The following is a 25,372-nucleotide window of genomic DNA, read 5'->3' as shown; positions in this document are numbered from 1 at the left end:
GTCGGATCGCGCCGCCGTTGCCAGCTTGAACGGGAGGGTGGGAGAACCCGATGAGCTGGAGCGAACTCGAGCGCCTCGTCGATGAGGCCGAGACGGATGCGGTGATCCGCCGCGGGCTGCGCCATTGCCGCTCCTCCCCGGAGCTGATCCTGGCCGCCCGCCGCCTGGGTTACCACGTCACGCGGGTGGATCTGCAGCGGGCCTGGCAGCTGCACTGGCTGGCGAGGGAATCCCGTCCCGTTCCGGCAGGCCAGCGGCCGGCTCCAGGAGGCTGATCTCGGCGTGCACGCATTCGGCCGTGGGCCGGAGCCGGAAGCCCAGCTTCTGGCAGATGTGCTGCATGCCCCGGTTCTCGTGCAGGATCTCGGCGCAGATCCGCTCCAGTCCCTCCTGGCGCCCGATCTCCAGCAGCAGGCCCAGCAGGGCGGTGCCCAGCCCCTGCCGCTGCCAGGGATCGGCGATCAGCATGGCGAACTCGGCCGCGTTCTCGTCGTGGATCCGGCTGAGCCGCCCCACCCCCAGCACTTCGGCGGGGGCACCGTTCTCCCCGGCCCGCTCGGCCACCAGGGCCATCTCCCGGTCGTAATCGGTGAAGCAGATCCGGGTGAGCCGCTCGTGGGCGATGCGGTGGCCCAGGGTCATCAGATGGAAGTAGCGGAAGTAGACGCTCTGCTCCGAGAGGGTGCGGTGGAACGCCACCACCAGGGGTTCGTCCTCCGGCCGGATCGGCCGCAGGGTCACCGCTGAGCCGTCGGGCAGCCGCCAGTCGCGCACGTACGCGCTGGGGTAGGGACGGATCGCCGGCCTGGGGCTGAAGCAGGTGGCCCCGGAGGACGCCTGCAGCAGCACCCGGGCGTCGAGGGCCACCAGGGCGCCCTCCCCATCCCCCGGCGCCACCCGCAGCGGGTTGATGTCCAGCTCGAGGATGGCCGGGTGCTCCAGCACCAGCCGGCTGAGGCGCACCAGCAGCCGTTCGAGCGCTGCCAGATCCACCGGCGGCCGTCCCCGCACCCCCTGCAGCGCCGCGTAGATCCGGGTGCGCTCCATCAGCCGCCGGGCCAGGGTGGTGTTCAGCGGCGGCAGGGCCACGGCACTGTCGCGGAACACCTCCACCAGCAGGCCGCCGGTGCCGAACAGGATCACCGGCCCGAACTGGGGGTCGATGCTGCTGCCGACGATCAGTTCGTAGGTCCCGGTCAGATCCAGCATCGGCTGGACGGTCACCCCGCCGAAGGCGCTCGCCCCGTGCCGGGCGACGATCGCGCTCTCCATGCTCCGGAAGGCCTGGGCCACCGCCTCGCCGTTGCCCAGGTTCAGCTGCACTCCGCCGACGTCTGTTTTGTGGGTGAGCTCGGCGGAGAGCAGCTTCACCACCACCGGGTAGCCCATGGCGTCGGCGGCGGCCGTGGCCGCCTCGGCGCTGAGGGCCATGTGGGTGGGGACCGTGGGAATGCCGTAGGCGGCCAGCACCTGCTTGGCTTCCCACTCATTGAGCAGGGTGCGCCCCTCCGCGCGGACAGCGGCCAGCAGCTCCTCCACCCGCCCGCGGTCGGCGTGGGGCTCGTCGGCACCGGATGCCACCGCTGCCTCCGTTTCCGGCACCAGGGCCGGCGTCTCATAGAGGGCGCGCAGGTTGTCGCTGTAGCGCCACATGGCATCGAACAGCTGCACGGCCGCGTCCGGGTAGCGGTAGGTGGCGATGCCGGCGGCATTGAGCAGGCGCTCCCCCGCCTCCACGTCCCGGCCCCCCATCCAGCTGGCCAGCAGGGGCTTGGTGGTGCTCGCCGCCAGGGCCACCAGCCGTTCGGCCGTGCCGGTCGGGTCGGTCATGGCCTGGGGGGTGAGCACCACCAGCAGACCGTCGCTGTCGGGGTTCTCCAGGGCCAGGCGGATGGCCCGCTCGTAGCGCTCCGGATCGGCGTCCCCGAGGATGTCGATCGGGTTGGCCCGGCTCCAATGCTGCGGCAGCACGGCATCGAGGGCCGTCAGGGTCGCCTCCGGGAGCCTGGCCAGGGTGCCGCCGTGGCGCACCAGGGCGTCGGTGGCGAGCACGCCAGGGCCGCCGGCGTTGGTGAGGATCGTCAGCCGCGGGCCCATTGGCCGGCGTCTCTGCTTGGAAAGCACCTCGGCCAGGTCGAAGAGGTCGGCGATGCTGTCCACCCGCAGCACGCCGCAGCGCCGGAAGGCGGCATCGAGCACGGCGTCACTGCCAGTGAGGGCCCCGGTGTGGGAGGCCGCCGCCTGGGCCGCCTCGGCCGTGCGTCCCGCCTTGATCACCACGATCGGTTTGGTGAGGGCCACCTCCCGCGCCGCCGAGAGGAACGAACGGGGATCCCCGATCGACTCCATGTAGATGACGATGCTGTGGGTCTCCGGGTCGTCCCCCAGGTAGGTGATCAGATCCCCCCAGTCCACATCGAGCATCGAGCCCATCGAGACGAAGGCGCTGAAGCCCACGTTCTCCTGCAGGCTCCAGTCGAGGACGGCGGTGCAGATGGCCCCCGACTGGCTCAGGAAGCCCACGTGGCCGGGTCGGGCGAAGGTGCCGGCGAAGGTGGCGTTGAGGCCGGTGCGGGGATTCATCAGCCCCAGGCAGTTGGGGCCGACCAGCCGCATGCCGGAGCGGCGCAGGCCATCGCGGATGCGGGCCTCGAGGGCGATGCCGGCGGCGCCGATCTCCCGGAAGCCCGCCGAGAGCACGATCACCCCCTTCACCCCCGCCGCCGCGCAGGCCTCGATCAGCCCCGGCACCGTGGCGGCCGGGGTGGCGATCACCGCCAGATCCACCGGCTCGGGCAGCTCCGCCACCGTGGCGTAGGCCCGGATCCCCAGCACGCTGGCGCGCTTCGGATTGACGGGATAGACGGTGCCGCCGAAGGGATGGCTGATCAGGTTCCAGAGCACCCCCCGGCCGACGCTGCCCGGCCGGTCGGAGGCCCCGATCACCGCCACGCTGCGGGGGGAGAAGAGGGCCGCCAGCGGCTGGTGCTGGGAGCGCAGGATGTCGTAGGCCCGGTCGGAGGCGCCGTCGCCCCCACCGGAGGCGCGGGCACTCATCGGTAGACCAGGACCGGACAGGGGGACTGGACCAGCACCCGCTGGGTCTCGCTGCCGATCAGCATCCCCACCAGGCCGCGGCGGCCGTGGGAGGCCATCAGGATCAGATCGCAACCCAATCGGGTGGCGGCCTCGACGATGGCCTGGTGGGGCAGGTCGCTCATCACCTTCTCGGCATCGGCGCTGACGCCGGCCTGGCGGGCCACCGCCAGGGACTCCTCCAGGATGCGCTCCACGTCCTTGCGGCTGGCGCTCATCAGCGCCTCCATGGTGGTGGCATCGAGCATTTCGCCGAGCCCCACCACCTGCACCGGCACGCTGGCCTGGGCATGGAAGAAGGTGATGCGGGCCCCGAGGGCCGCGGCAAGGGCCACGGCATGGCGCACGGCCGCCATCGAGAGGTCGGAGCCGTCGCTGGGCACCAGAAGGTGGCTGTAGGGCATGGGAGCTGGGGGTCTCCCCTCTGTCTAGTCATGGCCCCTGATCCATGCAGGGGTCAGTGGAGTGGATCGCTGATCACCAGGACCGAGCAGCCCAGCCGCCGCAGCAGCCCGGTGGCCTGGTCGCTGGCGGGAATCGGCATCCCCTCCACCAGGCGCCGCAGGGAGCGCAGGATCACCAGATCGTGGCTCTCGCTGCTGCGCTCGATCGCGTCGGCCACGTTCGGGTCAGCCAGGAGTTCCACCGTCACCGGCACGGCCCCGCCGGCCCTGGCTGGGGACGGGACCCAGGCCTGGAGCCGGCGGGTCAGCCGCTCCCGCTCCGCCTGGGCCAGCCAGGGTTCGTGCACGTGCAGCAGGGTGATGGCGGCCCCCTCCCCGGGCGGGCTGGCGCGCAGCAGCCGCTCCGCCAGCTGGAACTGTTCCAGGGCGCCGGCGGAGAGGTCCTTCACCGGCACGAGCAGCCGGCGGAAGCCGGCCGGATCCTCCCGCAGCCGGGCCATCACCACCGGGCAGTGGGCCTGACGGCAGATGGCGGCCACCAGATCGCCGAACAGCCAGCTCCCCAGCCGGGCGCCCGGCGCCACCCCGACCAGCACCAGGTCGGCCCCCTGCTCCAGGGCCGTGCGGGCGATGCCGCCGGGGATGTCGTTGTCGACCCGCAGCAGCGAGCGGCTGGGCACCCCTGCCGCCGCGGTGCGCACATCGGCCCGCTCCAGCAGCTGGCGCCCCGCGGCCAGGGCCCGGTGCACGACGGGATGGGGCCCGCGGCCCGCTCCGGCCTGCCGGGGCGACACCACCGCCAGGGGCAGCACCGAGCCCTGGTGACCCGCCTCGCCGTCGATCAGCCGCCCGGCCAGGGCCAGCAGGAATTCCTCGCTGCCGGCGTCCCTGATCGGCACCAGCACCCGTAGGGCCCGCCGCACCAGGGCCAGCTGGCCGCTCTCCTGCAGGCTCAGGTCCCGGGAGCGGCGGCTGGCCATCCGGGTCATCGCCACCGTGGTCAGGATCGGCCCCAGGGTCGCGGTCACCACCATCAGGGCCAGGACGCTGTTGAGCATCCGTTCATCCAGCAGGCCCTGGCGGAAGCCCACGTAGGTGGCGGCCAGGGTCGCCGCCACCTGGGGCAGCGACAGCGACCAGAGGGTGAGCATCTGGGGGCCGTCGTAGCGATAGAGCAGCCCCGACCACCAGGAGGCCAGCCCCTTGCTGGCGATCAGGCACAGGATCAGGGCAACCGCGAAGGCGGAGCCCGTCATGGTGCTCAGGAACACCGGCACATCGAGCAGCAGGCCCAGATCGATGAAGAACAGGGGGATGAACAGGCTCGCCCCCACCACCACCACCTGCTCCTTGACGCGCCCGTCCGGCAGCACGCCGTTCACGGCCAGGCCGGCGAGGAAGGCGCCGACGATCTTCTCCACCCCGGCCAGCTCCGCCCCCACCGCCGCCAGGAACAGGGCCAGCAGCACCGCCACGAACAGGCGGCTGTCGCCGTCGACGCTGCGGCGGACCAGGCCCCGGCCCAGCCAGCGGATCAGCAGTAGCACGGCGGCGGCATAGACGGCCACCTTGAGCAGCAGCCCCACCACCCCCTCGGCGCTCAGCTGGCCCCGCCCCAGGCTGACGCAGAGGGCCAGCACCACGAGGGCGGCGATGTCGGTGAAGATCGTGCCGCCGATCGCCACCGTGACGCACTCCTCCCGCATGGCGCCGAAGCTGCGCACGATCGGATAGCCCAGGGGGGTGTGGGAGGCCAGGATCGAGCCGATCAGCACGGCGCTCACCGCGGGGTAGCCATAGGCGAACCCGAGCACGGTGCCGGCCAGCATCGGCAGGGTGAAGGTGAGCAGGCCGAAGCGGAAGGAACGGGCCCGGATCCGCTGGAACTCCCCCAGGTCGATCTCCAGCCCGGCGATGAACAGCAGGTAGATCACCCCCACGTCCGAGAGCAACCGCACCGTCTCATTGCTGGACACCAGCCAGGCCAGGCCGTGGGGACCGATCACCACTCCCGCCACCAGCAGCCCCACCAGATCCGGCAGCCGCAGGGGCCGCACCAGCGGCGGCACCACCACGCTCAGCACCAGCAGCAGGGCGAAGATTGCCAGGGGATTGCCGGTCAGGAAGGTGCCCACGGAAATCGGGAGGGATGGCAGGGGTGTCCTCCAGGCCGTCCTAGGAACGCCGCCACCGGCGATCGCCCTCCCCGCGGCGTCTCGTAACGGGCCCGCATCCGGCCGCCTGCGCCAGCAGAATCGGCTGCATGACGAGTTCCGCCTGGCGCCAGCACTGGTATCCGGTGGCCTATCTGCGGGACCTGGACCGCACCGGGCCCACCGCCTTCACCCTCCTCGATGAGGACCTGGTGCTCTGGTGGGACCGCACCGGCCAGGCCTGGCGCGCCTTCGCCGATGTCTGCCCGCACCGCCTGGTGCCCCTGAGCCAGGGGCGGATCAATGCCGGCGGCGAGCTGGAGTGCCCCTACCACGGCTGGAGTTTCGCCGGAGACGGCCACTGCACCGCCATCCCCCAGGCCGAGCCGGGGGCGAGCCCCAGCGCCGTGCGATCCCGTTGCCGGGCCTACGCCACCGCTGAGGCCCAGGACCTGCTGTTCGTGTTCGCCGGGGAGGCGGCCGACGCCGCGGCGGTGCCCCTGCCGCTGGTGCCGGTGCTGGAGGAGCCGGGCTGGTTCGTCCAGGACACCTTCCGGGACCTGCCCATGGATGCCCTCACCCTGCTGGAGAACGTGCTCGATGTGAGCCACGTGCCCTTCACCCACCACCGCACGGTGGGCAAGCGGGAGAACGCCTCCCCGGTGGCAGCGGCGATCACCAGCTCCGGTCCGGAGGGGTTCACGGCCCTATGGGAGGAGGGCCCCCGCCGGGGCAAGCTCGGCAGCCAGCACACCACCTACGCCGCCCCCGGCCTGATGTGGCACGACCTCACGGCGCCTGGCTTCGCCCGCATCCTCACGGTGGTCTACGCGACGCCGATCCGCCGCGGTGAGTGCCGCCTGTTCGCCCGCTTCCCCTTCCAGTTCAAGTCCCGGCTGCCTCCCCTGCTGCTGGGCCTGCGGCCCCGGTGGCTGCAGCACATCGCCAACCACACGGTGCTGGAGGACGACCAGGTGTTCCTGCACTGGCAGGAGCGGGTGCTGGAGCAGCGGGGCCGCAGCGGCGGCGCCGAGCGGGCGTTCTTCCTGGCCACTGGCGCCGACGTCTATGTGAAGGCCCTGCACGACTGGGTCAACGCCCACGACGGTGACCCCTTCCCCGGCCAGGCCCTGCCCCCCCGCCTCGATCGGGCGGCGCTGATGGACCGCTGGGAGAGCCATGGCCGCCACTGCGCCTCCTGCCGCGGCGCCCTGGAGGGACTGCGGCGCTGGCGGCCGCTGGTGCAGGCCATTCCCTGGCTGGCCCTGCTGGCCATCGCCTGGTGGCAGACGCCCCCGGTGCTGGTCGCGGCCCTGCTGCTGGCGGCGGCCGCGGTGCTGCTGGGCCGGCGCTTCGATCGCTGGGAGCGGCTGCTGCTGGCCGGGGATGGCGAACCGCCCCGCAACCGGCCCGACTGAGCCGGCCGGGCCCGAAGGTTCAGCCCTTCCAGCCGGCCAGGTGGGAGGCGGCCCTGGAGCGCACCAGGGAACGGGCGGCCGCCAGGGCCGGTGCCAGGTTGGCGGAGCTGAAGGGGGGCAGGGGGCGGCTGCGCAGCCAGGCTCCCCAGCGGAATTCGTGGAAGGGGATCAGGGGGGCCGGATCGATCATGCCCTCCTTCTTCAGCCTCCAGACCAGGGAGCGGTAGGGATCGTCCTGCAGGCCCTCCAGGCCCTGGGGCAGGGCCGTGGGGGCCAGGGGGCCATGGCCGCGGCCGTCGTAGAGGTACAGCCAGCCCCGGGCCTGCAGTTCGGCGAGCACCGCCTGGGGCGGGTCGGCCGGCCGATCGAGCACCAGGTAGCCGTAGGCCATGGCGCCGGGATCCAGCTCGATCAGCCCCCGCAGGCGGTGGTGGCGGTCGACCATCCAGAGGGCGTCGCCGGCGCCGCGCACCAGCGGAACGGGTTTGCCGCGCAGGTAGCGCAGGCGCTGCTCGGCTGTCTCCTCGGAGAAGTCCTGCTGGCGGCTGCGCACCTCGGCCAGACCCACGCACATCTGGGTGGGCCGCAGGTCGGCGATGGCGACGCTGAGCAGGTCCGCCTTCGGACCCGGTGGTGGCAGGGGCTGGTATGGGGGCAGGTGCAGGCTCATGGGTGCCGGTGGCTGAGCCCCATCCTGACCGCTCCGAGCCGGTCCCCACCGCCGTGGTTCAGCCCCGGGAATAGGGTCGAGCCAGCCACGGACGTTCATGACCACCGCCCCTGACCGAGCCATCGCTCCGGAGGGACCCCACGGCCCGATCGGGGTGCTGGTCTGTGGCCACGGCAGCCGCAACCGTCTGGCGGTGGCTGAATTCGCCTCCCTGGCCCACCAGCTCCAGCACCACCTCGCCCCGGTGCCCGTCGACCACGGCTACCTGGAGTTCGCCCGGCCGATCCTGCGCGACGGTCTGGATGCCCTGCGCCAGCGTGGGGTGCAGCACGTGCTGGCCGTGCCGGCGATGCTGTTCGCCGCCGGCCACGCCAAGAACGACATCCCCTCGGTGCTCAACACCTACGCCGCCGAGACCGGGCTGCGCATCGACTACGGCCGGGAGCTGGGGGTGGATCTCAAGATGATCCAGGCCGCGGCCGCCCGCATCCGCTCCGCCATCGACGGTGCCGACGCCGACGCCATCACGGCCGGTCGCAGCCCCGTGCCGCTGCACGACACCCTGCTGGCGGTGGTGGGGCGTGGCTCCTCCGACCCGGATGCCAACTCCAACGTGGCCAAGGTCACCCGGATGCTGGTGGAGGGCTTCGGCTTCGGCTGGGGGGAGACCCTCTATTCCGGGGTCACCTTTCCCCTGGTGGAGCCGGGCCTGCGCCAGGCCGTCAAGCTCGGCTACCGGCGCATCGTCGTCTTCCCGTACTTCCTGTTCTCCGGGGTGCTGGTGAGCCGGATCCGCCAGCACAGCGAGCGGGTGGCCGTCGACCATCCCGAGTTGGAGATGGTTCAGGCCGGCTACCTCGGCGACCATCCCCTGGTGCTGGACACCTTCCGGGAGCGGGTCGCCGAGGTGCTCGGGGGCGATGTGGCCATGAACTGCTCGCTCTGCAAGTACCGGGCCCAGGTGCTCGGCTTCGAGCGGGAGGTGGGGGCGCCCCAGCACAGCCACCACCACCATGTCGAGGGGCTGGTGGAGAGCTGCACCCTCTGTGAGCGGGAATGCACCGGGGCCTGCCAGCCCGATGGCGTGCCCGTGCCGCTGGGCGGGACGGGGGCTGGCCATGGCCACGGCCATGAGCACCATCACCACCACCCCGTCTACCCCCATGCGGACCACCCGCTGGGTCCCCGCACCCTGCGGCGGCCGAGCGACTGAGCTGGCGGGGTGTGGGCGGGCTGGCCTCGCCGGTCTCATCTCTGATTGCGTCCAGAGAGACTGAGTTCTGATCAATTGTTCCGATGGTTCGGGACTTTCCCCCACCTCGGCGCCGTTTTCCCCCGATTCGCGGCACTTTTCCACAGTTCATGCCCTTCCGGCCGCCCCGGGACGTCAGGACTGGGGAAAGTCATGGATGGCTTGGAACAGCCTTGACAGGGTCCGCTGGTGGCGGTCCGCTGCTCCCGTGTTCTCCAACACCTCGGCCGCAGCCCAGCCGGGGCCGCGAGTCTCATCCCCCGACGCCGACGGGGCCCCCCGGGAGCCGGTTTTTGACGCCGGCCATCCCCTGTGGCGTACTTGGAACGAACTCAGCCGAATCCCACAAGCATGGCCATGGATCCTGAGCAGCCGGGGTGCGGCGGCGAAGAGGCGAGTGTGAGCCTGGAAGCCGAGGTGCCCGAGGTGCTCTACGCAGGCATGCGGGAGTTCATTGATGCCCATCCGCACTGGGACCAGTACAGCGTCATCACCTCCGCCCTGGCCGGTTTCCTGTTCCAGAACGGCTGCCAGGAGCCCGTGGTCTCCCAGCACTACCTGGACGGGCTGTTCCAGAAGCCCTGAGGACTGAGCAGCCCAGTCAGATGGAGCGGGCGGGGCAGAGGGGCCGGCGAGGCAGAGGGGCCAAAAAAAAGCGGAGGTGCCAACCCCCGCTGATGGTTTTCTCCCTTGCCCGACCCTTTGGAGGTCGCCCCGTCATTGTGCGCATGGGTGGCCAGCAAGATTGTGGTGATCGACACCAGCTGCGCCCCGCTGTGACGGCTCCCTGACCGGACGGCACCGTTCAGTGGCGTCTCATGGCGGCGGCGGCGGCGGCACAGGCCCGCCAGGTGATCGCCATCTCGGTGAGGGTGGGGCTCTGCCACCCGGCGCTGGGCCAGCAGGCCCCATCGGTGACCAGCACGTTGGCGGCCCCCCAGCAACGGTTCCAGGGGTCGACGACCCCTTCCTCGGGGCGCTCGGCCATGCGGGCCCCGCCCAGTTCGTGGATGTAGTAGCCCGGTGGTGGCGGCTCCGGACGCACCGCCAGGCTGTTGCGGATCAGGGGTTCGAGCACCGGCAGCACGAACAGCTCCTCGATCGGCCGGATTCGGCCGCCCGCCGCGGCCACCACGTCCTCCATGCGCGCCTGCATGTGGGCCACCATCGCCGCCTCGTTGGTTCCCCAGCGGCAGTCGATGTGGGGGATGGGCAGGTCCCAGGCGTCGGTGCGGGAGCCATCCAGGCTCACCCGGTTCCCGGCCCGGGGCAGCACCTCCCCATGGCCGATCAGGAAGCCCACCGCTTCCCCGGGACGGCGCCGCAGCAGGGCGGGGGGATCGAAGCGCTGCAGGGCCGCCCAGATCCCATAGCCGCGCAGAAAGGCTTCCGAACGCCCCTCGCCCAGGTTCACGGTATTGGGGATGAAGCAACTGCCGGCCCCGGAGAGCTCGGCCGGTTCGGGGGGTGCTTCGATCGCGGGGATCGAGAAGAAGCGGCTGGTGGAGATGTGGTCCATCAGGTAGCGGCCCAGGCTGCCCGAGGGGTCGCTGAGGCCGCCGCTGCGCACGGCGTCGCTCGAGTGCAGCAGCAGCCGCACCGTTTCGATCGTGGAGGCACAGAGCACCACCAGGGGGGCGGCGAGGCGCTCCCGCCGGCCGCTGGCCGCGTCCACCAGCACCACCGCTTCGGCCAGCCGCCCGGCTGCGTCCATCTCCAGATGGCTCACCACCGCGCCGCTGCGCAGCTGCACCCGGCCGGTGGCCAGGGCCCGGGCGAGGCTGCGGCCCTGGGCGCTGGAGGGGGGCCAGGGCGCCTCCGGCGTGGGCCTGTGCAGGCGGAAGCCGCGGGAGTGGATCAGGGGCAGTCCCAGCTCACGGCCGATCGCCGCCTGCAGGTGCTTCTCCCCCGGGGTGAACGGCAGGGGCGGCAGGTACTGCCCGTCCGGCAGCTGGGGCAGCCCGTCCCGCTGGCCATGCACCCCCAGCAGGGTCTCGAGCCGGTCGTAGAAGGGCGCCAGCTCGCTGCTGCCGATCGGCCAGGCCGGGCCATGGCCGTCCCGCCGGGCCGCCTGGAATTCCGCCTCCGACAGGCGCAGGGTGATGCCCCCCCAGGTGAGGCTCTTGCCGCCCACCTGGCGCCCCCGGGTCCACAGGAAGGGCGCGTCCGGGGGGGTGCTGTAGGGGTTCTGCCGCTCGTCGACGAACAGCTCGGGGTTGTGCTTCCAGAAGCCCGGGTGGTGCCGCTGCAGGCGCTGGCGGCCACTGCTGAGGTGGGCGAGGCGCCGCAGGCTGTTGAGCGGCTCGCTGCCCAGGGCCCGCCGGGCGGAGAGGTCCGGCCCCGCCTCCAGCACCAGCACCCGCAGCCCCGCCTCCGCCAGCACCATGGCGGCCACCGACCCATTCGCTCCAGCCCCCACCACCACGGCGTCCCAGGGGCGGTCGCTGCCGGCGGAGGCGGAAGGGGCCATGGACATCGGCGTGCGAACCGGTCCCGGCATCATGGTGGAGCGACCGCAGGCCGCCGCTGCAGGCCGCAACGGCGTCGCAGGGCCTCCAACAGCCGGGCGACGGCATCGGGCTGACCCTGGAGGTGGAAGGCCTCCTGTTCAGCCACGCGATGGTTGTGGTAACGGGTGGTGAGCAGGCCGGAAATTTCCTGCCGCACCACCGGCTGCACCGGCAACCGCCAGCCGATCGGTGTCACCGTGCCGGTGGGGCAGCTCTGCACCGCATGCACCGCCTCGTGGAGGAACGTCTGCCGGGCGATGCCCAGCTCGAAACTGATCGGGGCGATCCAGATCCTTCGCGACCCGGACTCGAACAGTCCGTAGACGCCACGCAGAGGTGGCGCGCTGATCTGAATCCTGAATCCGAACCGCTGCAGTTCCCGCACCAGGGGCTGCAGGTCCGCCGGCAGTGCCCCCAGGGGTTTCGGCGCCAGGGGGTCCTGCGCCGCCGGCGCTGGACTCGAAGCCAGCTGGATCGGGGGGACCGGGAGCATGGCGGATCGTTGCGTCCACCGCCATCAAACAACAACCCCCCAGCCGATGGCTGGAGGGTTGATGGGTGACAACCCTTGGGAGGTTGTGGATTTGGTGGCGGGGAGGAGATTTGAACTCCTGACCTTCGGGTTATGAGCCCGACGAGCTACCAGACTGCTCTACCCCGCGGTACACAAGTGGCCGGCGGATGTCCGCATCCCACCCAAAAATTGTATCAGGCGATGCCCACGCCTCAGGGGCGTGCGCCGTCGAAGCGCAGCTCGCCGATCACCTCCAGGCGCAGGTGGTCGGCCGGTGTCAGGTAGCGCTGGCGCAGCTCCACCAGGGTGGTGGGGGTGAGCCACTCGAGCTGCTCCAGCAGGTGCAGGGCCACGGCCTGCTTGGCCCGCCGGGCCCCGTCGTCGACCTTGATGGCCACGCCCATGCCCTCGCCCACCCGGCTGAGGCACTGGATGCCTTCGGCGCCTCCCTTGCTCAGCACCTGGCCGTGGGCCAGGCGCATCAGCTCGGTGTCGAAGGCCCCCTCCCCGGCGATCAGATCGGGGTGGGCGAGCATCGCCCGGCTGAGCCGCTCCAGGTCGGCCTGCTCGCCGCCGCCGAGGTGGGCGAACAGCAGGGCCATCTGGGCCAGCTGCAGCTGCAGGGTGGGGGCGCCGCAGTCGTCCCGGGCGCTGATCAGTTCGGCCCCCGGCAGCCCCAGCAGCTCCCCGACCCGCTTGAGCACCGCCTGCTGCAGGGGATGGTCGGCCTGGAGATAGCTCTCCAGGGGCCAGTGCATCTGGCGGCAGGCGGCCAGGAAGGCCGCGTGCTTGCCCGAGCAGTTGTGCTCCAGCGGACTGCTGGCACCGGCGGGGGTGGGGCACTGGAGGTCCTCGGTGTCGAGTTCCGCACCCCAGAGCAGCTTGAACGCCTCCCGGGCATGCAGGGCGGTGCCGGCATGGGAGGCGCAGGCGATCGCCAGGCCCCGTTCCCCGGCCCCCATCCGATCGGCGGCGCCGCTGCCCACGAACACGGTGGCCTGGAATGGCTTGAGGGCCGAGCGCACGAAGCTCAGCTGCTGGGGGTCGCCGGCGCGCATCAGCACCCGGCCCCGCTGATCGCAGACCACCGCATGCACCCGGTGCCGGGACTCGACGATGCCATTGCGCAGCAGGCGGACCTCCAGGGGGGGAATGCCGGGGCGGCCCGGGCCGGCGAAGCTGGAGGACAGGGTCATGGGTGTGGGGGAAGGTCCGTGGAGGCCGACCTCAGAGAGCCTGGCAGAGCCCCGACCCGAGCAGCATCAGGGTGATAGCGACGGCGACCGCCTGGCGCAGGCGGGTCAGCACCGGCTGCACCTGGTGGCGGGCCACCAGCAGATCCTGCTGGCGCCAGGTGATGGGCTTCTCCCAGACCTGACCGTCGTACCAGCCCGATTCCTCGTACTCCACCCGCTCCGAGACCAGCCGCTTCTGCACGTAGGTCCAGCCGAGCCACTGCCGCAGCAGCAGCACCATCGGCAGCAGCACGGCGGCGGTGGCCGCGGCGATCACCAGGCGGACGGGGTCGTGGCGCAGCGGAATGCTGCCGCCGGCCACCAGCAGCGCCGGTGGGAAGGAGAGAAGCCAGGCGAGTCCCAGGGCGCGCCACAGTCCCGCCGGGCCGTTGGCGGGCCAGTGGAAGAACCAGGAGCGGCTGAGCTGGTCGTACTCCTGCAGGGGGCGCTGGGCCGGGGGCACCGGGCAGGGGGTGTCCTGGCTGGGCAGGCTCGGAACGCCGGCGGCCATCGCTGCGTCCCTCAGCCGCCGACCGGGCCGGTGCCACCCACCTCGACCGGGGCGCCGACGTAGCGCTCCTGCTCGCCATGGCCCCAGAAGGACTCGAGGTCGTAGTAGCTGCGTTCCTGGGGGGTGAGCACGTGCACGATCAGCTCGCCGTAATCCAGCAGTACCCAGCGGCCTTCGCTCTGGCCCTCGCGCCGCAGGGGCAGGCGCGTGGCGTCGGTTTCGAGCCGGTCTTCCACCGAGCGGGCGATGGCCCGCACCTGCACGTCACTGAGGCCGCTGCAGATCACGAACCAGTCGGCCAGGGAGGACACCTCATCGACCCGGATCAGACGGATGTCGACGGCCTTGCGGTCGTCGCAGGCCTCGGCGGCGAGCAGGGCCAGGTCGCGGCTATCCATAGACGTTCTCACTGGTGACCGACTGGCGGGAGCCCTGTTGCTGGGCCATCTCGGCCCGGGCCTTGCCGGCGCTCTTGCGCAGGGCCTCGAGGCGGTCTTCGTAGAAGGTGCGGCGGCGCTTCTTGCGGGTCTGCTCCACCAGCTCCTTGAGGGCGCCCCCCAGGCTCTTGTAGGCGTTGGGCAGGCTGTAGCCGAAGCGGCAGGCCAGATCGATGGCCCGCTCGTCGGCCAGGATCGCGTCCTGGAGACGCTTCTCGGAGTTGTTCTTGAGGTAGAGGCGGTAGCCGGCGAAGCCCGACAGCCCCAGGGCCATCACCAGCAGCAGGCCGTCCTGCACCCACAGCTCGCCGATGGCGCCCCCCAGGCCGATGGCCAGGGCGGCCATCTCCCAGCCGTCCCGCGGGATGGCGTCGTTCTGGACGCGGCCCACCTCGTGCCAGAAGAGCAGGTTGCGGTGGTCGAGGGCGAGGGCGTCCCATTTCTCGAGATCCACCTGGATCTCCACCTCGTCGCGGCCGATCTCCTCGATGGTGATCAGGGGAGGATCGACGGAGGCCGCCGCTTCCACGAACACCCAGCTCTGCATCTCAGGGGGCAGCAACCCCTTCAGGCGCTGGAGTTCGCTCATCGGCGGCGTCTCGGGCGAAGGTATCCCGTCAGATTAGCGATTGCCTGCGGTGCCAGCGGTGCGGGGGGCCGGTCGGGACGGCGACCGTGAGAGGCTGGGCGGGTTTGACCGACCACGCCCTATGCCCCGCCGCACGGATCTGAGGCGCATCCTGCTGCTGGGGTCGGGACCGATCGTGATCGGCCAGGCCTGCGAGTTCGACTATTCCGGCACCCAGGCGTGCAAGGCCCTGCGGGCCGAGGGCTACGAGGTGGTGCTGGTGAACTCCAACCCGGCCTCGATCATGACCGATCCGGACCTGGCGGATCGCACCTACATCGAGCCCCTGACCCCCGAGGTGGTGGCCCGGGTGATCGAGCTGGAGCGTCCGGATGCCCTGCTGCCCACCATGGGCGGCCAGACCGCCCTCAACCTGGCCGTCGCCCTGGCGGAGAACGGCACCCTGGCCGCCTACGGCGTCGAGCTGATCGGTGCCGACCTGGCGGCGATCCGCAAGGCGGAGGACCGGCTGCTGTTCAAGGAGGCGATGGCCCGCATCGGCGTGGCCGTCTGTCCGTCAGGAATCGCCAACGACCTCGAGGAAGCGATCCGCGTCGGCGAGGAGATCGGCACCTACCCGCGCATCATCCGGCCGGCCTTCACCCTGGGGGGATCGGGCGGCGGCATCGCCTACAACCCTGAGGAATTCCAGGCCTTCTGCAAGAGCGGTCTTGAGGCCAGCCCCGTCTCCCAGATCCTGATCGAGAAATCCCTGCTGGGCTGGAAGGAATTCGAGCTCGAGGTGATGCGCGACACCGCCGACAACGTGGTGATCGTCTGCTCGATCGAGAACCTCGATCCGATGGGGGTCCACACCGGCGATTCGATCACCGTCGCCCCCGCCCAGACCCTCACCGACCGGGAGTACCAGCGGCTTCGCGACCAGTCGATCGCCATCATCCGCGAGATCGGCGTCGACACCGGCGGCAGCAACATCCAGTTCGCCATCAATCCCGCCAACGGGGATGTAGTGGTGATCGAGATGAACCCCCGCGTCAGCCGCAGCTCGGCCCTGGCCAGCAAGGCCACCGGCTTCCCGATCGCCAAGATCGCCGCCCGCCTGGCGGTGGGCTACACCCTCGACGAGATCGTCAACGACATCACCGGGGCCACGCCGGCCTGTTTCGAACCGACGATCGACTACGTCGTCACCAAGATCCCCCGCTTCGCCTTCGAGAAGTTCCGCGGCTCGCCGGCGGTGCTCACCACCTCGATGAAATCGGTGGGTGAGGCCATGGCCATCGGCCGCAGCTTCGAGGAATCCTTCCAGAAGGCCCTGCGCTCCCTGGAGACGGGCCATGGGGGCTGGGGCTGCGACCGCCCTGACCACCCCCAGGATCCCGCCGAACTGGAGCGCCGCCTGCGTACCCCGTCCCCGGATCGGATCCACGACGTGCGCGCCGCCATGGTGGCCGGCCGCAGCGACGACGAGATCCACCGGCTCAGCGCCATTGACCCCTGGTTCCTGGCCAAGCTGCGCCGGATCCTGACGGTGGAAACCACGCTGCTGCGGGGCCGTTCCCTCGACGCCATCGGCGCCGCCGACCTCCTGGAGCTCAAGCAGACCGGCTTCTCCGACCGCCAGATCGCCTGGGCCACCGGCAGCGACGAGCTCTCGGTGCGCCGCCGTCGCCAGGCCCTGGGGGTCCGGGCCGTGTTCAAGACGGTCGACACCTGTGCCGCCGAATTCGCCTCCTCCACGCCGTACCACTACGCCACCTACGAGCGCCCCCTGGAGCGGCTCGAGGCCGACGGCTCCCTCACCCTGCTGGCCCCCGAGGACGAGGTGACCCCCGAGACCCGCCGCAAGGTGATGATCCTGGGGGGCGGCCCCAACCGCATCGGCCAGGGCATCGAGTTCGACTACTGCTGCTGCCACGCCTCCTTCGCCCTGCGGCAGGCCGGGTTCGCCACCGTGATGGTGAACAGCAACCCGGAGACGGTCTCCACCGACTACGACACCAGCGATCGCCTCTACTTCGAGCCCCTCACCCTGGAGGATGTGCTCAACGTCATCGAGGCGGAGAAACCGGAGGGGGTGATCGTCCAGTTCGGCGGCCAGACGCCCCTGAAGCTGGCGATCCCGCTGCTGCGCTGGCTGGAGAGCGAAGAGGGCCGCGCCACCGGCACCCGGCTCTGGGGCACCTCGCCCGAATCGATCGACCGGGCCGAGGACCGGGAGCAGTTCGAGGCGATCCTGCGCCAGCTGGACATCCGCCAGCCCCGCAACGGCCTGGCCCGCACCGACGGGGAGGCCCGGGCGGTGGCGGCGGCCGTCGGTTACCCCGTCGTCGTACGCCCCAGCTACGTGCTCGGCGGCCGGGCCATGGAGGTGGTCTTCGACGAGGAGGAACTCAACCGCTACATGGTGGAGGCCGTCCAGGTGGAGCCCGACCACCCCGTGCTGATCGACCAGTACCTGGAGAACGCCATCGAGGTGGACGTGGACGCCCTCTGCGACCGGGAGGGGACGGTGGTGATCGGCGGCCTGATGGAGCACATCGAGCCGGCCGGGATCCACTCCGGCGACTCCGCCTGCGCCCTGCCCTCGGTGTCCCTGGGGCCCCAGGCCCTGGCCACGATCCGCCGCTGGAGCACGGAGCTGGCCCTGGCGCTGGAGGTGCGCGGCCTGATCAACCTCCAGTTCGCCGTGCAGAACGATGGCGCCGGCAACGAGACCGTGTTCATCATCGAGGCCAACCCGCGGGCCTCTCGCACCGTGCCCTTCGTGGCCAAGGCCACTGGCGTGCCCCTGGCCAAGATCGCCAGCCAGCTGATGGCCGGTCGCACCCTCACGGAGCTGGGCCTGCTGGCCGAGCCGCGGCCGCCACGGCAGACCGTGAAGGAGGCGGTGCTGCCCTTCAAGCGCTTCCCCGGCGCCGACACCCTGCTGGGCCCGGAGATGCGCTCCACCGGCGAGGTGATGGGGATCGCCGCCAGCTTCGGCCTGGCCTACGCCAAGGCCGAACTCGCCGCCGGCGAACCCCTGCCCACCAGCGGCAGCGTGTTCCTCTCCACCCACGACCGCGACAAGCCCGCCCTGGTGCCGGTGGCCCGCGCCCTGCTGGCGGCGGGATTCACCCTCACCGCCACCAACGGCACCGCCGCGATGCTTAGCCAGGCCGGCCTGGAGGTGACGCCGGTGCTCAAGGTGCACGAGGGCCGGCCCAACATCGAGGATGCGATCCGCTCGGGCCTGGTGCAGCTGGTGGTCAATACACCGGTGGGCCGCCAGGCCGCCCACGACGACCGCTACCTGCGCCTGGCCGCCCTCGACTACGCCGTGCCCACCGTCACCACCATGGCCGCGGCCCGGGCCGCCGTGGAGGCCATCGCCGCCCTGCAGCAGCAGCAGCAGGTGGAGGTGGCGGCCCTGCAGGACATCCACCCGCCCTGGGTAGGGTGAACGCCCGATCGCCCGTGACTCCGTGACCAGCACCCTGGCCGCCCATCCCGTCGCCCCCGGCTCCGACCTGCGCGAGGCCTTCCGCGCCGCCTACGAGAATCGCTACACCTGGGAGCCGGGCTTCGGCGGCTACACCGGTCGCTGCGTCTGGGAGCAGGACGACCGGCGCCTCGAGGGCACCTTCCAGGTCGGCGCCGACCTGAAGGCGACCGTGGAGGGCCTCAGCGACGAGGAGGTGCACAAGGCGGTCGCCTCCCAGCTGTGGGAGGTGGCGATTCACCGGGTGCGGCGCCCCTTCGAGCAGACCCATGGCGCCAACACCTTCACCGCCGGTGACACCGATGCGGTGGGGACCGAGGTGATCATGGGCGGCAAGGCCGAGGGCGACCGCTACCGCATCAAGGACAACGTGGTGACGATGGTGCACCGCCACATCCACGGCACCGTGGTGACGATCTTCACCGAGAGCGTCACCGACACCGGCAACGGCTACCTCAGCCACAGCTACACGAGCCGCTACAGCGACCCCGCCACCGGCGAGGCCCGCGGCGGCACCAGCCGTTTCACCGACACCTTCGTGCCCCTGGCCGGCGAGGGCCCCTGGGTGCTGAGCGAGCGGGTGGTGGAGACGGAAGCCCATGGCGAGACTCCCGCCGGCCGCCAGGTGTTCCGCTTCGAGGATCTGGCCCCCCTGGGCTGATCCCCGGCGGCCTCAGGCCGGCTCCTCCAGGGTCGGGATCCCCTGGAGCCGCTCGTTCAGCTGCATGGCCATGGCCTGGCGGCCCACCGCCAGCACCTTGAGGGTGTCCTCATGCATGCGCAGCTGGGCATCGGCCACCTGCATGCCCCGCACCATCTCCTTGACGTCGTCGGGCAGGCCGTTGAGGTCGTAACGCTTGCCCTCGAAGGTCAGCACGGGCGGTTGCTGGCTGGGGGTCTGCAAGGTTCTGGACTCGGTGCGGATGCAGCCTAGGTGGCGGGCTCAGGCCTCCAGGCGGATGAACTGGCGTTCGCAGAGCTCGCGGTAGCGGCCGCCGCTGGCCATCAGTTCGTCGTGGCTGCCCTGCTGGACGATGCGGCCGCCGTCGAGCACCACGATCAGGTCGGCCTCCTGCACGGTGGCGAGCCGGTGGGCGATCACCAGCACGGTGCGGCCCGCCATGGCCTGTTGCAGGCCCTGCTGCACGGCCTCCTCGGCCTCCGCATCCAGGGCACTGGTGGCTTCGTCCAGGAGCATCACCGCCGGATTCCCCAGCACCGCCCGGGCGATCGCCAGCCGCTGCAGCTGGCCTCCGGAGAAGTTGCTGCCCCGCTCCTCGATGCGGCTGTCGTAGCCGCCGGGCAGGCTCTCGATGAAGTCGGCGGCGTTGGCCAGCCGGGCGGCCTCGCGGATCTGCTCGGCGCTGGCGGGACGCCCGAAGGCGATCGCCTCGGCCACGGTGCCGGAGAAGACACTGCTCTGCTGGGGCACCAGGGCCACGGCCCGGCGCAGGTCCCGGGCCCGCAGGTCGGCCAGGTTCTGGCCATCGAGCAGCACCCGGCCGCTCTGGGCGGTGTTGAAGCGCAGCAGCAGGGAGAACAGGGTGCTCTTGCCGGCGCCGGAGGGCCCCACCAGGGCCACCACCTGGCCCGGAAGGATGTGGAGGTCGAGCTGGCGCAGCACCGGGGTGCCGCTCTGGTAGCCGAAGCTCACCCCGTCCAGCACCAGCTCCCCGGACACGGTCCCCAGGGGCCTGGCCCCGGGGTGGTCGGGCGGTTCCACCGGCTCGTTCTCGATCGCCCGCAGCCGCCGCAGCGAGGCCTGGCCCTGCTGGAACTCGTTGAAGTTGGTGGTGAGGTGGGAGATCGGATCGATCAGCATCAGCAGGGCCGCCACATAGCTGCTGAAGCCCTGGCTGTCGAGGCCGCCGGCCTTGATGCGCGCCGCCCCGATCAGCAGCACCGAGAGGATCCCGGCCGCTTCGATGAAGCCCACCACCGGATGCTGCAGCGCCAGCAGCTCGAGGGTGCGGTAGCGGGCGCGGCGGTGCAGGTCGATCTCGGTGTCGAAGCGCTCCTGCAGCCAGGGTTCGGCGGCGAAGGCCCGCACCAGGGGCAGGCCGCCGATCGCCTCACCCAGCAGGGCCGCCAGATCGCTCACCTGCTTCTGGCTGCGTTCGGCGGCGGTCATCACCCGGGCCCCGAAGGCGCTCACCATCAGCGCCACCAGCGGCGCCAGCAGCAGGGTGGCCAGGGCCAGGGGCCAGTCCAGCCAGATCATGTAGCCCAGCACCACCACCAGCTGCAGGGCGCTGGGGGTGGTGTCCTGGATCGTCTTGTAGATCACCTCACCGACCCGGTCGGCGTCTTCGGTGAGGCGGTAGGTGAGATCGCCGGCGGAGAGTTTCTCCAGGGCGCCGAAGTCGAGCCGCTGCAGGCGGGCGAACAGCTGCCGCCGCAGCTCCTGGCTGACCCGCAGGGCCGGGCCCGCCAGCAGGGTGTCCTGGCCGAACTGGGCGATCTTCTGCACCAGGAACACGGCCAGCGCCGCCGCCACGCTGCGCAGCACCTTGGCGAAGTCGCCGGCGCCGATGGCGGGGATCAGCTGGCCCGCCAGCCAGGCCAGCAGGGGCCAGCAGCCCACGAACACCAGCATGCACAACCCCCCGAGCAGCAGGGGTCGCCGGTGGGGCTTCAGCAGCGGCCAGAGCCTGCGGAAGCCGGCCGGCGAGGGTGCAAGCATCGACGAACCCTATCAGCGCTCTCCGGGCGCCCCCCGACGGTGAAGCTGGATCAGTTCCTCAAATGGCAGGGCCTCGTCGGCACCGGCGGCGAGGCCAAGCAACGCATTCAGCGGGGGGACGTGACCGTGAACGGCGCCATCGAGACCCGGCGCGGTCGCCAGCTGGCCCCGGGCGACGCCGTGGCCATCGACGGCCGGGAGGTGCTGATGCTCTCCCCGCGGCGGGACCGCGGGGGGGACGGCAGGCTCACGCCTTAACCTGCCTCGAATGTCGCTGCCGGGAGACCACGTGCGCAAGGCCGTCATCGCAGGCAACTGGAAGATGCACATGACCTGCGCCGAGGCGCGGGCGTTTGCGGCCACCTTCCGGCCCCTGATCGCCGATCTGCCCGAGGACAGGGAGGTGGTGCTGGCCCCGCCGTTCACCGCCATCCCCACCCTCTGCCGTCACCTGGCCGGCGCCGGTGTCGCCATCGCCGGTCAGAACGTCCACTGGGAGGAGAGCGGCGCCTACACCGGCATGATCTCGGCGCCGATGCTGCTCGAGCATGGCGTCACCCACGCGATCGTGGGCCACAGCGAGCCCCGCAAGTACTTCAGCGAAACCGACGAGCAGATCAACCTGCGGGCCCGCACGGCCCAGAAGTCGGGGCTGATCCCGATCCTCTGCGTGGGCGAGAGCGACGACCAGCGCGAGGCCCGCGAGACCGAGCGGGTGATCCACCGCCAGGTGGAACAGGGGCTGGAGGGCATCGACCCCCTGCGCCTGATCGTCGCCTATGAGCCCATCTGGGCGATCGGCACCGGCAAGACCTGCGCCGCCGAGGAGGCCAACCGCATCTGCGGCCTGATCCGCGGCTGGGTGGGCCATCCCGAGGTGATCGTGCAGTACGGCGGTTCGGTCAACCCCGCCACCATCGACATGCTGATGGCCCAGAGCGACATCGACGGCGTGCTGGTGGGGGGCGCTTCCCTCGATCCGGTCAGCTTCGCCCGCATCGCCAACTACCAGGTGCCGGTGGCGGCCTGAGCCCCTGGCCTCCGCTCCGCTCCCCGTGAGCCCCGCCGGCCCCGTCGCCGCCCCGCCCGGGTTCCGCTGGGGGGACCGCACCCTCGTGATGGGGGTTCTCAACCTCACCCCCGATTCCTTCAGCGACGGTGGCCGTTACCAGGCCCCCGAGGCGGCCCTGCGCCAGGCCCGCCTGCTGCATCGCCAGGGGGCCGACCTGCTCGATCTGGGGGGGCAGAGCACCCGCCCCGGGGCCACCGAGATCGATGCCGAGGCCGAGATCGCCCGGGTGCTGCCCGTCCTGCGGCGGATCCTGGCCTCCCTGCCGCCCCCGGTGGCCGGCGGCCCCCTGCTGTCGATCGACACCTTCCGCGCCCCGGTGGCGGCAGCGGCCCTGGCCGCCGGGGCCCACTGGATCAATGACGTCAGCGCCGGCCGGCGCGATCCCGACCTGCTGGCGGTGGTGGCGGCGGCGGACTGCCCCTGCGTGCTGATGCACAGCCGCGGCGACAGCCGCACCATGGATGGCCTGGCCCGCTACGGCGACGTGGTCGCCGAGGTGCGGCAGGAGCTGCTGCAGGCCACCGATCGGGCCCTGGCGGCGGGGGTGCGTGCGGAGCGGATCCTCTGGGATCCGGGGCTGGGCTTCGCCAAGACCACCGCCCACAACCTCGCCCTGCTGCGGGGTCTGGCCCTGCTGCGGGCCGAGGGTTTTCCCCTGCTGGTGGGGCCGTCCCGCAAGCGCTTCATCGGTGAGGTGCTGGCCGAGCCCCGCCCCCGGGCCCGCCTCTGGGGCACGGCGGCGGTCTGTGGCCAGGCCATCGCCGCCGGTGCCGACGTGCTGCGCGTGCACGACGTCGGGCCGATCGTGCAGACGGCTCGCATGGCCGATGCCCTCTGGCGCGCCTGACCCGTCCGGCCGATCCGGCGCTCCGTCAGGCCGGCGGTTCCTCCTGGCGTCCCGTCAGCAGGGTCTGCACCATCAGCCGCAGGGTCGCCCGGTTGCCGCCGGCGGCCCGCCAGCTTTCCAGCCACTGCAGCAGGGGGGAGGGGGTGCCCCCGTCGTCGCCCTGCTGGCCGATGCCCAGCCGCTCGAGGAAGGCGCTGGCGTCATCCAGGCAGGAGCCCCCTTCGCCGAAGCCGTCCAGGAGCGGATCGAGGGCCGCCAGCAGGGTCTCCAGTTCGGCGGTGCTCAGCTCCGGCAGGGGCTCGATCATCGAAGCAGGCTGGGGCGGCGTTGCCGCTCATCGCCCCCAGCATGACGCCTGGACGGCGTTTCCCGGCCGGCCCCCGGCGGCCGCTCGCCGCCGGCGCCCCTAGGCTGCCCCCAGCACAGCGCCGCAGCTGCTCCCACCGTGCTGAAACTCTGCCTGCAGGTGCTTGTCTGCGTCACCATCGCCCTGCGCTGCATGGTGATCTTCGGCCACCTGCGCAAGCTCTGGATGGCGGACGGACTGGCCGGCGAATTCCGCCGTGAGCTGCGTCGGCGCGGCCTGCTGATGACCCCTCCCGCCCGTCCCACCGATTCGCGCGCCCTGCCCCACCGCGCCGACCCCTGACGCCGCTGGCTGACGCCGATCAGTGACGCCTGGAGGGGGCGCCCGCCAGGTGATGCACGGCGTGGATCACGACGCCCCACAGCTCGGCGCCCCCTGCGTCGCTCCCCTCCGCGCCGCCCCCTTCGTCGCCGGTGAGCAGCAGGGGCGGACTGGTGCCGTCGCTGGCCACCAGCCACAGCGCACCGCCGCGCCGGGCCAGACGGCGCAGCAGGAAGGCGCCGGCATGCACCGCCACCACCACCATGCCGGGCCGGGAGTCGACGCTGCGGTCGATCACCAGCAGGTCGCCGTCGACGATGCCGTCGCCCCGCATGGCATCGCCGCTGACGCGCATGAAGAAGGTGGACAGCGGGCGGGGGATCAGCTCCAGATTGAGGTCGATGCGGGCCTCCACGTAGTCGTCGGCGGGGCTGGGGAAACCGGCGCTGATGGCTTCCGTGGCCAGCAGGCAGAAGAGCGCCGCCGCCCCCTCCCGCAGGGGCAGCGGTGACTGGGGAGGCAGGGGAAGCATCGGGCCGGCAGAACAAGGGAGCTAGTACGGATGTTCTACTCCGGTTGGCCGTCGCCGCGGGATCATCGGCAGCGACCCTCTCCCGTCCGCCAGGCCATGCGTTCCAGTCCGGAGGCGCTGATCGCCCGCTTCGACCTGCAGCCCCACCCGGAGGGGGGCTGGTATCGGGAGCTGCACCGCTCACCCGCTCAGGTGTGCCGGGCCGAGGACGGGCGGCAGCGCGCCGGACTCACGGTGATCGCCTTCCTGCTGACGGAGGGCCAGCTCAGCCGCTGGCATCAGGTGGCGGGGGCGGATGAGGTCTGGCACCACGCCGGCGGCGACCCCCTCGACCTCTGGCGGCTGCCGCCCGGGGGCGGCACGGCCGAGCGGCTGTTGCTGGGCCCGCTCGCTGAGGCCGGGGATCCGGGTCCGGGTCCGCTGCAGATTGTGCCGGCGGGGTGGTGGCAGGCGGCCCGCAGCCGGGGGCGATGGAGCCTGCTGCACTGCTGCGTGGGACCGGGTTTCGCCTTCGAGGATTTCCGGCTGATGGCCGATCTGCCACCGGCCGAGCGGCCCGCCGGCGCCGATCCGACGCTGCTCTAGGTCATTCCGTCACCATGGGGAGCTGATGGATCGGGTGACGAATGGGCTGTCCGAGGTGCGGCAGTTGGGCTGTGCGAGCCGACCGCAGCCTGGCGGGTCGCATGGTCTGTGCCCGTTGCGGAGAGCCGCTGGGCATCGGCAGGGCGCGCCGGGTCGCGGACGGCACACGGCGCCGGGGGCAGGGGGGCCGCAGCGCCCTGGTCCTGCCGCGTCGCTGGCGCCTCTGGCTGCTGCTGGGGGGGCTGCTGGCGGTCTCGGCCGTGCTGGCGTCGCTGCCGGACCGCCCGACCCGGCCCCCGGAGCGACCGGGGGCCGAACCCATGCGGGGGGTGGTGCAGCTGCCGCCGGTGGATCAGGCCCGTTCCGGCGATGTCGCGATCCGCTGACAGGGGCGATCCCGACCGATCCCATCGGCGATCATGGGATGTAACGATTCTTGAAATAGCATGGCCAGGACCAACCCGCTCGCGAACCTGGCCAGCCTCAGCATGCGCCAGCTGCGCGAGCTCGCCAGGACCCTGGGGATCCATCGCTACAGCGCCCAGGACAGGGATTCGCTGGCCGGGGCCATCGCCGATCGCTCGGGCGACAGCCCCGAGGCGGCGGCCCCCGAGGCGGCCCCCCGGCCGGTGGCCGCCATCGAGGCCGAGATGGCCCCGGCGCCGCGGCCGGCCGCCGAGACCCGCGTCGTCTTCCTGCCCCGCGATCCCCAGTGGGCCTACGTCTTCTGGGACATCTCCGAGGACGACCGC

27 protein-coding genes and 1 tRNA gene are annotated in these 25,372 nt (G+C 71.7%); 13 read left to right on the top strand and 15 right to left on the bottom strand.

Going from position 1 to position 25,372, the window contains the following annotated elements:
* The first annotated feature begins 50 nt into the window (after window positions 1–50).
* On the top strand, window positions 51–275 hold the full coding sequence (locus tag KUG39_RS13475; protein ID WP_216915567.1) for a Nif11 family protein: 225 nt from the start codon (window positions 51–53) through the stop codon (window positions 273–275).
* On the opposite strand, the gene KUG39_RS13470 is transcribed toward KUG39_RS13475, so the two are convergent.
* The 3 genes from KUG39_RS13470 to KUG39_RS13460 are packed head-to-tail and all read right to left on the bottom strand — an operon-like array spanning window position 178 to window position 5,635.
* Window positions 178–3,057 carry a bifunctional acetate--CoA ligase family protein/GNAT family N-acetyltransferase gene (locus KUG39_RS13470; RefSeq protein WP_216915565.1) on the bottom strand — a complete coding sequence of 960 codons (2,880 nt, stop codon included), beginning with the start codon at window positions 3,055–3,057 and terminating at the stop codon, window positions 178–180. The genes KUG39_RS13475 and KUG39_RS13470 overlap by 98 nt on opposite strands.
* Window positions 3,054–3,500 (bottom strand): universal stress protein, encoded by a 447-nt coding sequence (locus KUG39_RS13465; RefSeq protein WP_094586962.1) that lies wholly within the window; start codon window positions 3,498–3,500, stop codon window positions 3,054–3,056. The genes KUG39_RS13470 and KUG39_RS13465 overlap by 4 nt, the downstream gene beginning before the upstream one ends.
* Before the next feature lie 53 nt (window positions 3,501–3,553).
* Window positions 3,554–5,635 (bottom strand): cation:proton antiporter domain-containing protein, encoded by a 2,082-nt coding sequence (locus KUG39_RS13460; protein WP_216915563.1) that lies wholly within the window; start codon window positions 5,633–5,635, stop codon window positions 3,554–3,556.
* Window positions 5,636–5,763: 128 nt separating this feature from the next.
* On the opposite strand from KUG39_RS13460, the gene KUG39_RS13455 reads away from it, so the two are divergent.
* The gene (locus tag KUG39_RS13455) at window positions 5,764–7,071 is read left to right on the top strand and encodes an aromatic ring-hydroxylating dioxygenase subunit alpha (protein WP_094586958.1); all 1,308 of its coding nucleotides are present in this window, start codon (window positions 5,764–5,766) and stop codon (window positions 7,069–7,071) included.
* A gap of 19 nt (window positions 7,072–7,090) precedes the next feature.
* Here the strand turns inward: KUG39_RS13455 and KUG39_RS13450 are convergent, their stop codons facing one another.
* A complete protein-coding gene (locus KUG39_RS13450; protein WP_216915561.1) occupies window positions 7,091–7,741 on the bottom strand; it encodes a ParB-like protein in 651 nt (216 codons plus the stop codon).
* A gap of 97 nt (window positions 7,742–7,838) precedes the next feature.
* Here KUG39_RS13450 and KUG39_RS13445 point away from each other — a divergent pair, with 97 nt between their 5' ends.
* Both KUG39_RS13445 and KUG39_RS13440 read left to right on the top strand, forming a co-directional pair.
* Complete coding sequence (locus KUG39_RS13445; RefSeq protein ID WP_216915559.1) at window positions 7,839–8,954, top strand: sirohydrochlorin chelatase; 1,116 nt, start codon at window positions 7,839–7,841, stop codon at window positions 8,952–8,954.
* Between the two features lie 390 nt (window positions 8,955–9,344).
* Window positions 9,345–9,578 (top strand): DUF2811 domain-containing protein, encoded by a 234-nt coding sequence (locus KUG39_RS13440; RefSeq protein ID WP_094586952.1) that lies wholly within the window; start codon window positions 9,345–9,347, stop codon window positions 9,576–9,578.
* A gap of 220 nt (window positions 9,579–9,798) precedes the next feature.
* Here the strand turns inward: KUG39_RS13440 and KUG39_RS13435 are convergent, their stop codons facing one another.
* From KUG39_RS13435 to KUG39_RS13405, 7 genes are all read right to left on the bottom strand, one after another.
* Window positions 9,799–11,469 carry a GMC oxidoreductase gene (locus KUG39_RS13435; protein ID WP_216915557.1) on the bottom strand — a complete coding sequence of 557 codons (1,671 nt, stop codon included), beginning with the start codon at window positions 11,467–11,469 and terminating at the stop codon, window positions 9,799–9,801.
* 23 nt (window positions 11,470–11,492) lie between these two features.
* Complete coding sequence (locus KUG39_RS13430; protein WP_216915555.1) at window positions 11,493–11,996, bottom strand: hypothetical protein; 504 nt, start codon at window positions 11,994–11,996, stop codon at window positions 11,493–11,495.
* Between the two features lie 92 nt (window positions 11,997–12,088).
* Window positions 12,089–12,165, bottom strand: a tRNA-Met gene (locus KUG39_RS13425).
* 64 nt (window positions 12,166–12,229) lie between these two features.
* Window positions 12,230–13,213 (bottom strand): asparaginase, encoded by a 984-nt coding sequence (locus KUG39_RS13420; protein ID WP_216915553.1) that lies wholly within the window; start codon window positions 13,211–13,213, stop codon window positions 12,230–12,232.
* A 31-nt stretch (window positions 13,214–13,244) separates the two neighbouring features.
* Window positions 13,245–13,763, bottom strand: coding sequence for a CGLD27 family protein (locus tag KUG39_RS13415; protein ID WP_216915551.1), 519 nt, complete (start codon window positions 13,761–13,763; stop codon window positions 13,245–13,247).
* 11 nt (window positions 13,764–13,774) lie between these two features.
* Window positions 13,775–14,161: a ribosome silencing factor gene (rsfS, locus tag KUG39_RS13410; RefSeq protein WP_216915549.1), complete on the bottom strand. Its 387-nt coding sequence runs from the start codon at window positions 14,159–14,161 to the stop codon at window positions 13,775–13,777.
* The gene (locus KUG39_RS13405; protein WP_094586940.1) at window positions 14,154–14,789 is read right to left on the bottom strand and encodes a DUF3318 domain-containing protein; all 636 of its coding nucleotides are present in this window, start codon (window positions 14,787–14,789) and stop codon (window positions 14,154–14,156) included. The genes rsfS and KUG39_RS13405 overlap by 8 nt, the downstream gene beginning before the upstream one ends.
* A 121-nt stretch (window positions 14,790–14,910) precedes the next feature.
* On the opposite strand from KUG39_RS13405, the gene carB reads away from it, so the two are divergent.
* Both carB and KUG39_RS13395 read left to right on the top strand, forming a co-directional pair.
* The gene (gene carB / locus KUG39_RS13400; RefSeq protein ID WP_094586938.1) at window positions 14,911–18,234 is read left to right on the top strand and encodes a carbamoyl-phosphate synthase large subunit; all 3,324 of its coding nucleotides are present in this window, start codon (window positions 14,911–14,913) and stop codon (window positions 18,232–18,234) included.
* Window positions 18,235–18,256: 22 nt separating this feature from the next.
* Complete coding sequence (locus KUG39_RS13395; protein WP_216915547.1) at window positions 18,257–18,934, top strand: DUF3386 domain-containing protein; 678 nt, start codon at window positions 18,257–18,259, stop codon at window positions 18,932–18,934.
* Window positions 18,935–18,946: 12 nt separating this feature from the next.
* Here the strand turns inward: KUG39_RS13395 and KUG39_RS13390 are convergent, their stop codons facing one another.
* Entirely contained in the window at window positions 18,947–19,177 is a 231-nt protein-coding gene (locus KUG39_RS13390; RefSeq protein ID WP_015108457.1) for a DUF6447 family protein, read from the bottom strand.
* Window positions 19,178–19,216: 39 nt separating this feature from the next.
* Entirely contained in the window at window positions 19,217–20,956 is a 1,740-nt protein-coding gene (locus KUG39_RS13385; RefSeq protein ID WP_216915546.1) for an ABC transporter ATP-binding protein, read from the bottom strand.
* A 39-nt stretch (window positions 20,957–20,995) separates the two neighbouring features.
* Between KUG39_RS13385 and KUG39_RS13380 the strand changes: the two genes are divergently transcribed.
* From KUG39_RS13380 to folP, 3 genes are read left to right on the top strand one after another with little or no spacing between them, the layout of a single operon-like run.
* The gene (locus KUG39_RS13380; protein WP_216915544.1) at window positions 20,996–21,214 is read left to right on the top strand and encodes an RNA-binding S4 domain-containing protein; all 219 of its coding nucleotides are present in this window, start codon (window positions 20,996–20,998) and stop codon (window positions 21,212–21,214) included.
* A gap of 10 nt (window positions 21,215–21,224) precedes the next feature.
* Window positions 21,225–21,986, top strand: coding sequence for a triose-phosphate isomerase (tpiA, locus tag KUG39_RS13375; RefSeq protein ID WP_216915542.1), 762 nt, complete (start codon window positions 21,225–21,227; stop codon window positions 21,984–21,986).
* A 25-nt stretch (window positions 21,987–22,011) separates the two neighbouring features.
* The gene (folP, locus tag KUG39_RS13370; RefSeq protein WP_216915540.1) at window positions 22,012–22,875 is read left to right on the top strand and encodes a dihydropteroate synthase; all 864 of its coding nucleotides are present in this window, start codon (window positions 22,012–22,014) and stop codon (window positions 22,873–22,875) included.
* Between the two features lie 25 nt (window positions 22,876–22,900).
* Here folP and KUG39_RS13365 read toward each other — a convergent pair whose 3' ends face one another.
* Entirely contained in the window at window positions 22,901–23,182 is a 282-nt protein-coding gene (locus KUG39_RS13365; RefSeq protein WP_015108452.1) for a hypothetical protein, read from the bottom strand.
* A 138-nt stretch (window positions 23,183–23,320) separates the two neighbouring features.
* On the opposite strand from KUG39_RS13365, the gene KUG39_RS13360 reads away from it, so the two are divergent.
* Window positions 23,321–23,524, top strand: a complete 204-nt coding sequence (locus KUG39_RS13360; protein WP_094586922.1) for a hypothetical protein — start codon at window positions 23,321–23,323, stop codon at window positions 23,522–23,524.
* A 19-nt stretch (window positions 23,525–23,543) separates the two neighbouring features.
* Here the strand turns inward: KUG39_RS13360 and KUG39_RS13355 are convergent, their stop codons facing one another.
* The gene (locus tag KUG39_RS13355; protein WP_094586920.1) at window positions 23,544–24,035 is read right to left on the bottom strand and encodes a LexA family protein; all 492 of its coding nucleotides are present in this window, start codon (window positions 24,033–24,035) and stop codon (window positions 23,544–23,546) included.
* A 96-nt stretch (window positions 24,036–24,131) separates the two neighbouring features.
* Between KUG39_RS13355 and KUG39_RS13350 the strand changes: the two genes are divergently transcribed.
* From KUG39_RS13350 to KUG39_RS13340, 3 genes are all read left to right on the top strand, one after another.
* Window positions 24,132–24,620, top strand: coding sequence for a cupin domain-containing protein (locus KUG39_RS13350; protein WP_094586918.1), 489 nt, complete (start codon window positions 24,132–24,134; stop codon window positions 24,618–24,620).
* A 71-nt stretch (window positions 24,621–24,691) separates the two neighbouring features.
* Entirely contained in the window at window positions 24,692–25,006 is a 315-nt protein-coding gene (locus tag KUG39_RS13345; RefSeq protein ID WP_198960159.1) for a hypothetical protein, read from the top strand.
* A gap of 60 nt (window positions 25,007–25,066) precedes the next feature.
* A partial coding sequence (locus tag KUG39_RS13340; protein ID WP_216915536.1) for a DUF4912 domain-containing protein occupies window positions 25,067–25,372 on the top strand: 306 nt, incomplete at its 3' end.

It is taken from the genome of Synechococcus sp. CCAP 1479/10 (assembly GCF_019038515.1).
GTDB lineage: Bacteria > Cyanobacteriota > Cyanobacteriia > PCC-6307 > Cyanobiaceae > Cyanobium.
The sequence above is the reverse complement of the archived record's forward strand: the minus strand, read 5'-3'. Positions and strand labels throughout refer to the sequence as shown.

Coding starts and splice junctions, on each gene's coding strand:
- KUG39_RS13365 (WP_015108452.1), bottom strand. CDS start 23,182: ATGATCGAGCCCCTGCCGGAGCTGAGCACCGCCGAACTGGAGACCCTG.
- KUG39_RS13430 (WP_216915555.1), bottom strand. CDS start 11,996: ATGCTCCCGGTCCCCCCGATCCAGCTGGCTTCGAGTCCAGCGCCGGCG.
- KUG39_RS13455 (WP_094586958.1), top strand. CDS start 5,764: ATGACGAGTTCCGCCTGGCGCCAGCACTGGTATCCGGTGGCCTATCTG.
- KUG39_RS13385 (WP_216915546.1), bottom strand. CDS start 20,956: ATGCTTGCACCCTCGCCGGCCGGCTTCCGCAGGCTCTGGCCGCTGCTG.
- rsfS (WP_216915549.1), bottom strand. CDS start 14,161: ATGGATAGCCGCGACCTGGCCCTGCTCGCCGCCGAGGCCTGCGACGAC.
- KUG39_RS13450 (WP_216915561.1), bottom strand. CDS start 7,741: ATGAGCCTGCACCTGCCCCCATACCAGCCCCTGCCACCACCGGGTCCG.
- KUG39_RS13420 (WP_216915553.1), bottom strand. CDS start 13,213: ATGACCCTGTCCTCCAGCTTCGCCGGCCCGGGCCGCCCCGGCATTCCC.
- KUG39_RS13470 (WP_216915565.1), bottom strand. CDS start 3,057: ATGAGTGCCCGCGCCTCCGGTGGGGGCGACGGCGCCTCCGACCGGGCC.
- KUG39_RS13475 (WP_216915567.1), top strand. CDS start 51: ATGAGCTGGAGCGAACTCGAGCGCCTCGTCGATGAGGCCGAGACGGAT.
- KUG39_RS13355 (WP_094586920.1), bottom strand. CDS start 24,035: ATGCTTCCCCTGCCTCCCCAGTCACCGCTGCCCCTGCGGGAGGGGGCG.
- KUG39_RS13415 (WP_216915551.1), bottom strand. CDS start 13,763: ATGGCCGCCGGCGTTCCGAGCCTGCCCAGCCAGGACACCCCCTGCCCG.
- carB (WP_094586938.1), top strand. CDS start 14,911: ATGCCCCGCCGCACGGATCTGAGGCGCATCCTGCTGCTGGGGTCGGGA.
- KUG39_RS13435 (WP_216915557.1), bottom strand. CDS start 11,469: ATGTCCATGGCCCCTTCCGCCTCCGCCGGCAGCGACCGCCCCTGGGAC.
- KUG39_RS13350 (WP_094586918.1), top strand. CDS start 24,132: ATGCGTTCCAGTCCGGAGGCGCTGATCGCCCGCTTCGACCTGCAGCCC.
- KUG39_RS13445 (WP_216915559.1), top strand. CDS start 7,839: ATGACCACCGCCCCTGACCGAGCCATCGCTCCGGAGGGACCCCACGGC.
- KUG39_RS13440 (WP_094586952.1), top strand. CDS start 9,345: ATGGCCATGGATCCTGAGCAGCCGGGGTGCGGCGGCGAAGAGGCGAGT.
- KUG39_RS13405 (WP_094586940.1), bottom strand. CDS start 14,789: ATGAGCGAACTCCAGCGCCTGAAGGGGTTGCTGCCCCCTGAGATGCAG.
- KUG39_RS13465 (WP_094586962.1), bottom strand. CDS start 3,500: ATGCCCTACAGCCACCTTCTGGTGCCCAGCGACGGCTCCGACCTCTCG.
- tpiA (WP_216915542.1), top strand. CDS start 21,225: ATGTCGCTGCCGGGAGACCACGTGCGCAAGGCCGTCATCGCAGGCAAC.